This window comes from Jannaschia seosinensis (genome assembly GCF_001408515.1).
GTDB classification, from domain to species: domain Bacteria; phylum Pseudomonadota; class Alphaproteobacteria; order Rhodobacterales; family Rhodobacteraceae; genus Jannaschia; species Jannaschia seosinensis.
The window spans coordinates 1-11,667 of sequence record NZ_CYPR01000178.1 but is presented as its reverse complement, the minus strand read 5'-3'; the positions used below and the strand labels follow the sequence as shown (position 1 = coordinate 11,667).

The following is an 11,667-nucleotide window of genomic DNA, read 5'->3' as shown; positions in this document are numbered from 1 at the left end:
GCGGTTGGTCTTGAAGATGTCTCGGCTGGAGAGGCTGCGTTCCTGGTTGAAGTGGTTCGAGACAGAGGCGTGGACGGCGGCGAACTTCTGCAGACTTCGCATCCGCCGAAAGCGCTGCATGGCCCTCTCGCGTCGTCGGAACGGCAGGTGCGAATTCTCCGCGCGGTTGTTCAGCCACCGACCGGTCTCCTGCCGGTCCGCCATGCCGAGGTCCTTCAGGGCCGCACCGTAGGAGCGAAGCTTGTCCGTCACGAGGACATCTGCTCGCCCGTGCTTTTTCATTGCTTTTCTGAGGAATTTCAGCGCAGCCTTCTTGTCCCGCGTCTTCGTGACGAAGCTTTCCAGCACTTTGCCCTCATGATCGACCGCCCGCCAGAGGTAGTGCTGCTCGCCGTTGATCTTCACGAACATCTCGTCGAGGTGCCAGCGCCAGCGGCTCGATTTCATACCCTCGATGCGTCGCTTGCGGATCTCACCGGCGAACATCGGGCCGAAGCGGTGCCACCAGAAGCGCACCGTCTCGTGGCTGACGTCGACGCCGCGCTCGTGCAGCAGATCCTCGACGTTGCGAAGCGACAGCGGGAAGCGGACATACATCATCACCGCCAGTCGGATGATCTCGGAGCTGGTCTTGAAGTACTTGAAGGGGCTGCGGTTGGTCATGCGGGGAGCCTAGCCAGCCGCCTGCTCCGCCTCAAGCGAAGTTCTTCTGACAAGACCTATCGATGACATGGGTGGCGTCGTCATGCCCCTCGACGACGCGCTCGAGTTCATAGCGAACGAGGCCATTTTCTGGACCTGGACGTGAGTGAAAACGTACAAAGTCGAGCTTAGGCGATCACATCATCGGTGGCGCCGAAGCGGGTTAGTAAAGCCGCTCGTCGTTGCCTTCGCGGCAGACCCAAGTGCCGAGTCCCATCTTACCCAGCACCTTGAGAAAGGGCTTGGGGTCCATTTCCTCGACGTTGCGCATCTCGCGCACGTCCCACTCGCCGGTGGCGATCAGCATTGCCGCGGCGACGGGCGGCACGCCGGCGGTATAGGAGATGCCCTGGCTGCCCACTTCCTCGTAGGCCTTCTTGTGGTCGGCCACGTTGTAGATGAAGGCCTCGGCCATCTCGCCGTCTTTCGTGCCCTTCACCAGATCACCTATGCAGGTCTTGCCGGTGTAGTCGGGCGCGAGGCTGGACGGATCGGGCAGGCAGGCCTTCACCACTTTCAGCGGCACGACTTCCTGGCCTTCGGCCAGCTTCACCGGCTGCTCGGAGAGCAGGCCGATGTTCTTCAGCACGGTGAAGACGTTGATGTAGTGCTCATCGAAGCCCATCCAGAAACGCACATCGGCATCGGGATAGTTGGTCGCGAGCGAATGCACCTCGTCATGGCCCGACAGGTAGGCACGCTGCGTGCCAACCACGGGCAGGTCCCAGTCGCGGCCGACCTCGAACATCTCGTTCGCTTTCCAATCGCCCTCCTGCCAAGAATACACCGTGCCGGTGAACTCGCGAAAGTTGATCTCCGGATCGAAGTTGGTCGCGAAGTAGTGGCCGTGGGAGCCGGCGTTGATGTCGACAATATCGATAGACTTCACCTCGTCCATGTATTCATCGATGGCGAAGCGGGCATAAGCGTTCACGACACCCGGATCGAAACCCGCGCCGAGGATCGCGGTCACGCCCGTCTCGGCGCAGCGCTCCTTCCGCTTCCATTCGTAGTTGGCGTACCAAGGGGGAGCTTCGCAAATCTTGTCTGGCTCTTCGTGGATCGCGGTGTCGATGTAGGCGGTGCGGGTTTCGATGCAGGCCTCGAGCACATGCATGTTCACGAAGGACGAGGCGACGTTGATCACGATCTGCGTGCCGGTCTTCTCGATCAGAGCAACGACTGCTTTGGTGTCGGTCGCATCGACGGCATGGGCCGCGAGGGCGCCGTCGGTCTTATGACTTCCCTTCTCTTGGACGCTGGCGAGGATTTTCTCGCATCTTGCCCGCGTGCGTGAGGCGATGTGGATGTCTCCAAGCAGGTCGGCGTTCTGCACGCATTTGTGCGCCACGACTTGGGCGACGCCACCGGCGCCGATGATGAGGACGTTTTTCTTCAAGACCCTCGAGCCTCCTTTCGTGCTGCCGCCGCCTCAGGACAGAGCGGCTTCGAAGTCGCTGTAGCTGAATTCCCGCGCGGTTCTAACGGTGCCGTCGAGTTCGCGCACCGCGATCGCAGGCATGCGCACCCCGTTAAACCAGTTCTTCTTGACCATGGTATAGCCGCCGGCGTCGCGAATCGAAACGCGATCCCCCGGCTTCAGCGGCTGCTCGAAGCGGAATTCGCCGAAGATGTCGCCAGCAAGACAGGAATTGCCGCAAACCATCCATTTGTGATCGCCGGTGTTCGGCGCAATTTTGGCGCTCTCGCGGTAGATCAAAAGGTCGAGCATATGCGCCTCGATCGAGCTGTCTACGATGGCGAGCTTCTTGCCGTTGTCGAGCGTATCGAGCACCGTCAGCTCCAGCGTGGTGGAGTTGGTAATCGCCGCCTCGCCAGGCTCCAGGTAGATCTGCACACCGTGCGTCTCAGAGAACCGCTTGAGTCGCTGGGCGAGCTTTTCCAGCGGATACCCTTTGCCGGTGAAATGGATGCCGCCACCGAGGCTGATCCATTCCATACGTGAAATCAGATGGCCGAAGCGCGCCTCGATCTGGCCCAGCATCGCGTCGAAGCGGTCTAAATCGGCGTTCTCGCAATTGTTATGAAACATGAAGCCCGATATCCGGTCGCAGACCGCTTCAATGCGCTCTGGGTCGTGCTCTCCCAGCCGCGAGAAGGGGCGGGCGGGATCTGCGATGTCGAACGAGGACGAGCTGACGCCGGGGTTTACCCGCAGGCCACGCACATGATCTCTGGCGGCTGCACCAAATCGCTCCAGCTGACCGATCGTGTTGAAGATGATCTTGTCGGAACTGGCCAGCACCTCCGGGATATCGGCCTCGTCCCAAGCCACCGAATAGGCATGGACCTCTCCAGGAAAATGCTTGCGCCCGAGCTTCACTTCGAAAGGTGAAGAGGAGGTGGTGCCGTCCATGTATTTGCTCATCAAGTCGAAGACGGACCACGATGCGAAGCACTTCAGCGCCAGCAGGCACCTGCAGCCGGACAGTTCACGCAGGCGGGCAATCTTCTCGAGGTTGGGCAGCAGCGCCTGTTTGTCGATCAGGTAGAAGGGGGTACGCAGCATCTCGGGGGCTCCCTCGCGTGTCGGGCTATGAGCGGGCGGCGCCAAGAACGTGTAGACTCCGGGCGCGTCAAGCTCAACAGGAGCTGTGTCAATCCCGGAGCAAAATTGGCCGATGCTGAAATGCGCTGGCCTGCCCCAATCGGGTGGTCCGCTTTCAGTTTTAATCCATGACGGGGGTGCTGGCAGACCAATTCGAACCAGTCTGAGGAAGGGCAGGGGGGCCTGACCATTATCCTGCGCAAAGACCGCGCCACTCGGCGAGAGCGGCGGTTCGGTTGGTCTTGAAGATGTCTCGGCTGGAGAGGCTGCGTTCCTGGTTGAAGTGGTTCGAGACAGAGGCGTGGACGGCGGCGAACTTCTGCAGACTTCGCATCCGCCGGAAGCGCTGCATGGCCCTCTCGCGTCGTCGGAACGGCAGGTGCGAATTCTCCGCGCGGTTGTTCAGCCACCGACCTGTCTCCTGCCGGTCCGCCATGCCCAGGTCCTTCAGAGCCGCACCGTAGGAGCGAAGCTTATCCGTCACGAGGACATCTGCTCGCCCGTGCTTTTTCATTGCTTTTCTGAGGAATTTCAGCGCGGCCTTCTTGTCCCGCGTCTTCGTGACGAAGCTTTCCAGCACTTCGCCCTCATGATCGACCGCCCGCCAGAGGTAGTGCTGCTCGCCGTTGATCTTCACGAACATCTCGTCGAGGTGCCAGCGCCAGCGGCTCGATTGCATACCTTCGATCCGACGCTTGCGGTTCTCGCCCGCGAACATCGGACCGAAGCGCTGCCACCAGAAGCGTACCGCCTCATTGCTGACATCGCCCCCGCGCTCATGGAGCAAATTCTCGACGTTCCGCAGCGACAGCGGGAAGCGGACGTACATCATCACCGCCAGTCGGATGATCTCGGAGCTGGTCTTGAAGTATTTGAAGGGGCTGCGGTTGGTCATGCGGGGAGCCTAGCCAGCCGCCCGCTCCGCCTCAAGCGAAGTTCTTCTGACAAGACCCAGAAGGCGGCTTTGGAAGGATTTTTCGGGAAAGACGCGTCACGCGGCACCACCGGTGATATAGGCGCCAAGACGGCCCATCGCGTAGGCGACCCCGCCGGCGCCCGTGCCGATGAGCAGCATCTCGACCCCGGCAGGCAATGCCCTCCGATCGGTGAAGAATGCTCTCGCCGCCCCGACCACGAACAACATCGCCGCCGCAAGGCCCGCGGCAAGCGCGAAGGGCGGTATCGCGGGTTCCGGGATGAGGTAGGCGAAAAGCGGCACGCATCCGGCGACGATGAAGCCCAGGAAGGTCGCTCCCCCATGGTGCGACGCCTGCCGCAAGGTCGGGCGATCGCCGCTTTTCGACCTTTCGGACGAGATGTTGCTGGCCGCCATCGAAATGCCGTCCGCAAAGAGGCTGGCGAAGCCGAGGATCAGGATGGCCTGGTGCGACAGCGAGGCACCGACGATCCCCGCGACGATGGCGAAGGTCGTGATGATGCCGTCACTGGCACCATAGACCAGTTCGGGAAGATAGTTCCGGATGACGGATTGCGACTCACCGGACGGGGCTTTCTGCTGGGAATTTCCTTCGTGCATGATGACCCTCATGGCATGTCCCGGCTCGGTACTTCCCTGTGCCTCGGAAAGGACGTCACTGTCCGTGCGGGCTCATGCCGTCGGCGAGACTGCCGGGGAAAGAGCGCGGGATTGGATCTGATTGTGGTTCCTGGGCCAACGCTGCTGCGCCGCGGCAGTTCCTTGGAACATGCCGTTGCTCTCAGGGACCGGGACCTCGTGATCGGCTGGACCCCGAACGCCGCGGGATGACGACACAAACGACTCCAACCGGAGGATAAGCCATGCCCCAACTCACCCGGCGCAGCCTGCTTGCCGACGCAGCGAGCCTCTGCGTCGTCGCACCGCAGCTGAGCTTCGCTCAGACCGCGCCTGCGGTCCAAGTCCTGAAGGACCCGAACTGTGGCTGCTGCAAGGCGTGGGTGCGCAGCGCATCCTGAAGTCCGATGGCTTGAAGGTGACGGCCGAAACGAGCTTCGGCACACTGCTCATCCGCCACAAGCTCGAAACCGGCATCCCGCAGGAGATGATCTCCTGCCACACCGGCGAGGTCGACGCCTACTTCGTCGAAGGACACGTCCCGCCCGTCGACATTCGCAGATTCCTGGATAAGCGTCCCGACGCGGTCGGTCTTGCCATGCCCGGTATGCTACGGTTCGCCTAGGGGCGAACGTAACGGTTCCTTAGCGCAGCGCCGCTTGCATCCACGGGCTGGCGGCGAACCCGGTGAGCAGTCCGCCGATCACCGCCGCCCCCGGCGCCAGTCATCGAGGCGCGCATAGATCGTCACTGCGATGCCCCCGAGCGCGACCGCGATGAACACCCAGTGCAGCGTATCGAGATACGGCACGAGCGGCAGGATGGCGGTCTGAGTCTCGGCCAGGACGCTTTGCGCGACCTCGACCCCGGCCGCGCCCAGCGTGGCGAAACCGGCCGCGCCACCACCCTTCATTGTGCGGCTGTCAGCCAGCACCTCGCGCGCGGGCGGCGTTTCTTCGGCGAAGGCAGTCGCCCGGACCGGGAACCGGTCGCCCCACTGCCGTGCGGGGCCGAGGTCGACATGGATGAACCCCGAGCGCGGATAGAAGCCGAAGCCGAGGAACCCCACCTCCCGTGCCGCGGCCTCGAACGCCGCCGGGTCGTGGTTCGCCATGGCGATGTCGAAGGCGGCGCCGTCGAGGTGCTTCGACCGGGTCGCGCCGCCGACGGCGCGGTTGTGCTCGGTGCTGCGATAGGCGGAGCGGACGATCATCGGTTTGCCCAACCGGTCGCGCAGCGCCTGCAGCTTGTCGAGCGCAGGTTCGTTGATCAGCAGCTTGCCGGTGCCCCGGCAGGCGATCTCGGCGGGTGAGAAATTCGGCCAGCGCCAGGTGCTCTCCGGGACGTCGCGCCAGTGGTCGTAGAAGGTTGTGGTCATGGGGTCCTCCAGAAACAAGAAACCCGCCTCGAGGGCGGGTCATTGCGGGCTGATGAATGGGGATGGGGAGCGGCTACGGGCCGCCGCCGAAGATCTTGAGCTTGATGGCGATGCCCGCGAGCAGCGCCAGCATGACGCCGGTTGTGATCATGCGGACGGCGGTTTGCATGGCGGTGCGGCGGACCAGCCGGATGCAGTCCACCAGGGAGCGCAGATCGCGGATGTCGAGCGCCGCCTCGTCGCCATCGAGGCCGACATCGGCCAGCGCGCGCTTCGCGCCTTCCTCGGCCGCCCGCGTCAGGATCGCCTCGAACTCGGCATCCGGCATGCGGACGTAGCCTTCGGATCGGGGTGGGTTCATCGGATCCTCCTTCCGCCGCTCAGCCAATCTTGCAGCCCCAGAAGGACGTGTGATCGGCGGCGAAGTAGCCGTCCGCGACCCGGAAATACCCCTGCAGCTCGACGGTGTCGCCCGCGGTGAGCGGCACCATGGTCTGCAGCCAGATCGCGGTGGCGAGCGAGACATGGGTGGCGGAGATTTCGCCGAGGGAGCCGCGGACTTCCGTCGTGCCGTTCAGGACGAGCCGCCCGCGCATGCGGGCCGTCGCGCTGGCGTTGATCTTGTAGAGCAGCGTCGCGCCGAAGAGGTAGGTGCCGTCCACAGGCGCCACGAAATGGTTGTTCGCGGCGTCGAAGGCCCCCTGGTCGTTGGTGTCGGTGTTGTTGAGGCCGATCTTCGTCCAGGTCCCGACGCCGACGTAGTTGTCGTAGTTGGTGTACGCCTTGAAGCGCGGCAGCCGGGGCTGGTCGACGATGCCGTTCGCGTTGTCGACGCTGAGCCCGTCGAAGAAGGTGCTGCCGTCGGCGGAGACCGCGAGCCGGAAGCGGTCGGAACCGAAGAGCCCCACCAGCGCCTTGGTGACAAAGTTGGTCTGCAGCGTCAGCCCGAGATCGTCGCCCGCCGCCTCCTTGTTCATGGTGTAGAACAGATCGCCGGTGCCACCCTCGGCCACGGTCTTCGCCGTCCAGAGCGCGGCGTTGAGCTTGGCCGAGAAGGGGTTCGACGCATCCGCCGTCGTGCCGACCCCGACGAGCGCCATGTTCTGCAGCGCCGCCGGTGTGGTCCCGACCCAGCCCGCGCCATCGTAGACCAGCAGCAGGCCCTCGTCCTCGACCCACGCCCGCCAGCCCGTTCGTGGCGGCAGGCGCAACCAGGCGCCATCGGACCAGAGCGCGACGTTCAGGTCCCAGCCTGCCCAGTCGCCGGTCGCGCCCGAGGCGACGATGTAACGGTCGCCATCCGCGGGAGACCCGGGCGGCGCGGTCAGGTTACGGTCGATCACCGAGAGCTGGACGAGCCCGTCGAGGATCCTCAGCGCCTCGTTGTGCGTGATGTGCTTCTGTGCCTGCGCCGCCAGAATGTAAGGCAGCAGGAGATGGGGCGTGGCGTCGGACATGGGAAAGGCCTTCAGAACGTGAGCGTGACGGTTTTCGGCGCGCCCCGTCCCACAAGGGCGGAGAGCTGAGAGATGCGGATAACGAGCGTGTCGCCGGGGCCGAGCAGCGCGCCCCAGTCGGCGGTTTGCTGGGCGGTTGTGTAGAGCGCGCTGGTCGTGGTCGTGCTCAGCACCCGCTTCACAATAGGGCCGTCGAGGATCTCGACCCCATAGGCCTCGGTTTCCTCTGCGAGAGCCGCCTCGGCCGCGCCCCAGTTGTCGGCCGCGAGCGACCGGGACCTACGCGTCCAGCGGATCGTCAGATCGCCGGGCGGGCGCGGCTTGCGCCACGGCTGCTCGACATGCGCGACGGAGAACGGCCGCAGCCCGGCGCCCTCGGGCGTGAAGGTCTGCGCGACATAGGTCTCGTCGTTGACCGGACGGCTTGCGGGGCCAATGCGCCAGTTCCACGGGATGCCGAGATCGGCCTCGGCGATCGGCAGTGACGCGAGGCTGTCGTCGAGCACGACGACCCGCGCGCCCGTGGGTGCGGGGTTGCCCATGGCGCCCTCGGTTCCGCGCTGGCAACGCAGGAGTCGGGTCAGACGATAGCGGCCGGGGGCGATCAGTTCGGCTGCACCCGCCTGCACGATCTCCCAGGCGCCGGGCGCACTCTCGATGGCGAGCGCATTGGCGCCGCCGAACAGCGTCAGGTCGGTGACGCTTTCCAGCGTGCCGGTGAGCAGATCGACCACAAGCGCATTGCCAAGATCGAAGCGCGACGTCGGCCCCGCGAAGAAGTCGGAGACCAGCGCCCCGACCCGGGCGCGGCTGCCGAAGGTGGTCAGCAACTCGAACCCGTCCGTCGAGGGGCTGCGGAACACCGCCATCTCGCCCGGCCAGGGAACCGCGTGCGCCGCAATGAGGGGCCGATGCGCGGGCTGGTCCTCGGTCAGCTGCGGCAGGTCCATCAGCACCGCGTCCGGCGCGCCGAACACGACGGCGCGCGTCAGCGAGGCCGCGCGGGGATCGCCGGGCGGGAGGTCGTAGGTCGCGCGGTCCTGGCGAACCGCCTCGATGCCGCGGGCCTCGGTGTCGGCGATGGAGACGAGCCGCAGATCGACCAGCCGACCGTCATGCGCCAGCCGGATCGCGTCGGCCGGATCGAGCGCGAGCTGCGAGGGCGGCAAACGGAATGCCGCAGTTTCACGCCCCACCCACGCCTCCATCAACGCGCGGCGGCAGCGTCGCTCGGCTTCCTCGGGCGGCACCGCCATCGGGAAGGACTCGGAGGCGATGCGTGTCGTGTCCACGGTGATGCGCCGCGCCTCGACCTGCGCGGCTTCGTAGTCTTCGTCGGCGCGGGCGACCTGCCATTTCAGGGCTTGCGGTAGCTCGGTCTCCTGGCCGCGGGTCAGTTCGAGGACATCGCCCTCTCGGGGCGCGACGAGATCGTCGGGGCTGACGGTGGCCGCCGCGGCCCGCCCGCGCATGACGAAGCGGATCACGCCTTCTGTCTCCACGGCGTCGAAGCCGAAATGCCGCGCGAGCGTGGTGATCGAGGCACGCGGGCTTTCCAGCGCCGTGATGGCGTAGCCCTCGACGGCGCCCCAAAGCCCGGTGACGTCGACCCTCGCCTCAGGCAGGCCCGCGCGGAGACAGAGGTGCCGGACGAGCGCGGCGAGCGACACCGCGCCCAGCCGCCCGGTCAGCCAGTGGCCGAGCCGCCAGTTCGCGCCGTCCGTCCAGACGTCGGTCAGCGCCGGGAAGAACGGATAGGGCCGCGCGTCCCAAGTCTAGGCGGCGCATTCGGGGACGTGCACCATCCGGCCGCCGTAGACCGAGGACAGCGGGTTGTTCGCGGCATCGCCCCACCAGAGATAGGTTGCCTCGAAATAGGCGCGCTGGATGGCGTCGTCGCGCCAACCCCGCGAGAAATGCGGCGTGAAGTTCTCCGATGACTTCGGGTCGAAGAAGACGTTGGGCTGGTTCGTCCCTCGGTCGATGGCGGGACAGCCCAACTCGGTGAACCAGATCGGCTTCGACTGCGGCGCCCATGCCGTCGGCGTGCCGCTCTCGACGCCTCCGGGACGGTCGTAGTGCGCGTTCGACCACCAGGCGCGCAGATCCTTGTAGCGGAACACCCACGGCTTGCCGTTCGGCGGGTCACTCGAACCGGTGGCGTTCCCCGCCTCACCGCCATCGGTGATCGGGGTCCGGACCTGCGCCGTTCGATCGGCGGCGCTGGCATAGAACCAGTCGAAGCCTTCGCCGCCCGCGATGTTCCCCTGCAGGTAGGCCCGGTCGTAGATCGCGGGCCAGCCCTCGTTCGGGGGCTCGCTCGAGCCGATGGCGCTCGCCCCCTCACCGTCGAGATGCTCGAACCCGTCGCGCCAGTCCGACAGCGGCATGTAGTTGTCGATGCCGACGAAATCGATCTCCGGATCGGCCCAGAGCCGGTCGAGGTGGAAGAACACGTCGCCGCTGCCATCGCCCGGCTGGTGCCCGAAGTATTCCGACCAGTCGGCCGCATAGCCGATCCTGGTCCCCGACCCGAGAATCGACCGCACATCCGCGAGCAGGTCCCGATACGCCTGCACCGCCGGATAGGTGGATGCGCCCGAGCGGATCGTCGTCAGCCCCGGCATCTCGGTGCCGATCAGGAACGCATCGACACCGCCCGCCGCCGCGCAGAGATGGGCGTAGTGCAGCACCATGCGGCGCAGACCCCAGTCACCAGATGGCCCGGTCCAGCTGACGCTCTCACCCGAGACGCTGTAGCTCGCGGGCGTGGCCGCGCCGAACAGCGCCGCGACCTGGCTTGCGGCCGTGGCGGTCTTGTCCACGGTCCCGGCGAAGCCAGCGGCAGGCGAACAGGTGATCCGTCCCCGCCAGGGAAAGACCGGCTGACCCGTCTCCGCGGCGTTGTCGGAATACGGGTTCGGCAGTCTGCGCGAGGGCGGCACGTCCATCAGGATGAAGGGATAGAATGTCACCCGCAGCCCGCGCGCCTTCATCTCCTGGATCGCCTGCACCACCGCGAAGTCGGACGGCGTGCCGCCATAGACGGGGCGGTCCTGATCGTCGCGGCTGACGAGGAAGGCATTGCTGCGGCTCACGCCGTTCACCGACCAGCTGGCGGGCGTGGTCGACTTGGCCGACACCTCGACGCCCGGCCGCACCTTGCACGATCCCGCGCGCAGGTCGTCGCCAAACCACGCCACCACGAGGCTGACGCTCTCGACCGCAGGCGCCATGGCCTGCAGCCGGTCCAGCGCCTCCACCATGTCGGTGGAGTCTGCCAGCGCGTTCAGGTTCTCGGGAACCGTCGCGCCGCCATCGGTCTTGCGGATCGCCTGTGTCGCGTAGGTGAACTCGCCCGAGGCCGGGATCATGGTGACGGCGCGGGTCAGCCCCTCGGCGGTGTCGGGATCGGCGAGCGGCCGGAACACCTCGAAGGAGAGCTGCGGCAGGCGGTTGCCATAGGTCGAGAGCGCAAGTTCCTCGAAGACCACATAGGCGGTGCCGCGATAGGCGGGCGTGCTGGTCGCGCCCATCTTCGCCGCGATGAACGGGTCGGCGGTCTGCGACTCGTCGCCGGGATACCAGCGCCAGGTGACGCCGGAGATGTCCATCGGCTTGCCGTCGGCCCAGATGCGCCCGATGCCGGTGATTGGCCCCTCGCACAAGGCCACTGCGAAGCTGGCATAGTAGAGGTACTCGGTCGTCTTGACCTTGCCGCCCCCGCCGCCCTTGCCGATAGAGCAACCTGCGGTCTGGAAATTCTGCTGAGAGCGGGTCATGCATCCTGGCATTCCCATTTGATGTAGGCCTTGGTCTCGGAGGCCCATTTCTCGTCGATCTCTACGAGGACGGCGCTGACCAGTCGCAGCAGAGCGTCGTCGCTGGGAAAGACCCTGACCTTTACGGTGCGCCGCTTGAGCTCCTGCTGGACGGATCGCTCCATCGGGTTTGAAGTGCGCAGCCGGCGGCGATGGTGCTCGGGCAGCGTGANGACCGCGAGCCC

The 11,667-nt window shown here is 65.6% G+C and carries 10 protein-coding genes and 1 pseudogene; 1 reads left to right on the top strand and 10 read right to left on the bottom strand.

What is annotated here, in order from left to right; translation table 11 throughout:
* The 5 genes from JSE7799_RS13545 to JSE7799_RS13525 form a co-directional block, all read right to left on the bottom strand.
* The coding region (locus tag JSE7799_RS13545) for an IS6 family transposase (protein ID WP_055664092.1) at window positions 1–663 on the bottom strand (663 nt) is incomplete at its 3' end.
* A 202-nt stretch (window positions 664–865) separates the two neighbouring features.
* Complete coding sequence (locus JSE7799_RS13540) at window positions 866–2,101, bottom strand: saccharopine dehydrogenase family protein (RefSeq protein ID WP_055664091.1); 1,236 nt, start codon at window positions 2,099–2,101, stop codon at window positions 866–868.
* Window positions 2,102–2,134: 33 nt separating this feature from the next.
* Window positions 2,135–3,232, bottom strand: coding sequence for a carboxynorspermidine decarboxylase (locus JSE7799_RS13535; protein ID WP_186201945.1), 1,098 nt, complete (start codon window positions 3,230–3,232; stop codon window positions 2,135–2,137).
* A gap of 229 nt (window positions 3,233–3,461) precedes the next feature.
* The gene (locus JSE7799_RS13530; RefSeq protein ID WP_055664090.1) at window positions 3,462–4,166 is read right to left on the bottom strand and encodes an IS6 family transposase; all 705 of its coding nucleotides are present in this window, start codon (window positions 4,164–4,166) and stop codon (window positions 3,462–3,464) included.
* Window positions 4,167–4,262: 96 nt separating this feature from the next.
* Window positions 4,263–4,820, bottom strand: coding sequence for a VIT1/CCC1 transporter family protein (locus JSE7799_RS13525; RefSeq protein ID WP_055664089.1), 558 nt, complete (start codon window positions 4,818–4,820; stop codon window positions 4,263–4,265).
* A 385-nt stretch (window positions 4,821–5,205) separates the two neighbouring features.
* On the opposite strand from JSE7799_RS13525, the gene JSE7799_RS21860 reads away from it, so the two are divergent.
* Window positions 5,206–5,451 (top strand): DUF411 domain-containing protein, encoded by a 246-nt coding sequence (locus JSE7799_RS21860; protein WP_055664088.1) that lies wholly within the window; start codon window positions 5,206–5,208, stop codon window positions 5,449–5,451.
* Window positions 5,452–5,529: 78 nt separating this feature from the next.
* On the opposite strand, the gene JSE7799_RS13515 is transcribed toward JSE7799_RS21860, so the two are convergent.
* From JSE7799_RS13515 to JSE7799_RS20590, 5 genes and pseudogenes are all read right to left on the bottom strand, one after another.
* Window positions 5,530–6,204: a YcbK family protein gene (locus JSE7799_RS13515; RefSeq protein ID WP_055664087.1), complete on the bottom strand. Its 675-nt coding sequence runs from the start codon at window positions 6,202–6,204 to the stop codon at window positions 5,530–5,532.
* A 73-nt stretch (window positions 6,205–6,277) separates the two neighbouring features.
* Window positions 6,278–6,565 carry a DUF6127 family protein gene (locus tag JSE7799_RS13510; protein ID WP_055664086.1) on the bottom strand — a complete coding sequence of 96 codons (288 nt, stop codon included), beginning with the start codon at window positions 6,563–6,565 and terminating at the stop codon, window positions 6,278–6,280.
* 19 nt (window positions 6,566–6,584) lie between these two features.
* The gene (locus JSE7799_RS13505; protein WP_055664085.1) at window positions 6,585–7,661 is read right to left on the bottom strand and encodes a DUF2793 domain-containing protein; all 1,077 of its coding nucleotides are present in this window, start codon (window positions 7,659–7,661) and stop codon (window positions 6,585–6,587) included.
* 11 nt (window positions 7,662–7,672) lie between these two features.
* A pseudogene (locus JSE7799_RS13500) lies at window positions 7,673–11,437 on the bottom strand (baseplate multidomain protein megatron); the annotation flags it as partial.
* A gap of 2 nt (window positions 11,438–11,439) precedes the next feature.
* Window positions 11,440–11,649, bottom strand: a complete 210-nt coding sequence (locus tag JSE7799_RS20590) for a transposase (RefSeq protein WP_442354843.1) — start codon at window positions 11,647–11,649, stop codon at window positions 11,440–11,442.
* Window positions 11,650–11,667 lie beyond the last annotated feature (18 nt).

Excerpts from the sequence above, each read along its gene's own strand:
- JSE7799_RS13535 (WP_186201945.1), bottom strand. The coding sequence starts at position 3,232 with ATGCTGCGTACCCCCTTCTACCTGATCGACAAACAGGCGCTGCTGCCC.
- JSE7799_RS13505 (WP_055664085.1), bottom strand. The coding sequence starts at position 7,661 with ATGTCCGACGCCACGCCCCATCTCCTGCTGCCTTACATTCTGGCGGCG.
- JSE7799_RS13510 (WP_055664086.1), bottom strand. The coding sequence starts at position 6,565 with ATGAACCCACCCCGATCCGAAGGCTACGTCCGCATGCCGGATGCCGAG.
- JSE7799_RS13525 (WP_055664089.1), bottom strand. The coding sequence starts at position 4,820 with ATGAGGGTCATCATGCACGAAGGAAATTCCCAGCAGAAAGCCCCGTCC.
- JSE7799_RS13530 (WP_055664090.1), bottom strand. The coding sequence starts at position 4,166 with ATGACCAACCGCAGCCCCTTCAAATACTTCAAGACCAGCTCCGAGATC.
- JSE7799_RS13515 (WP_055664087.1), bottom strand. The coding sequence starts at position 6,204 with ATGACCACAACCTTCTACGACCACTGGCGCGACGTCCCGGAGAGCACC.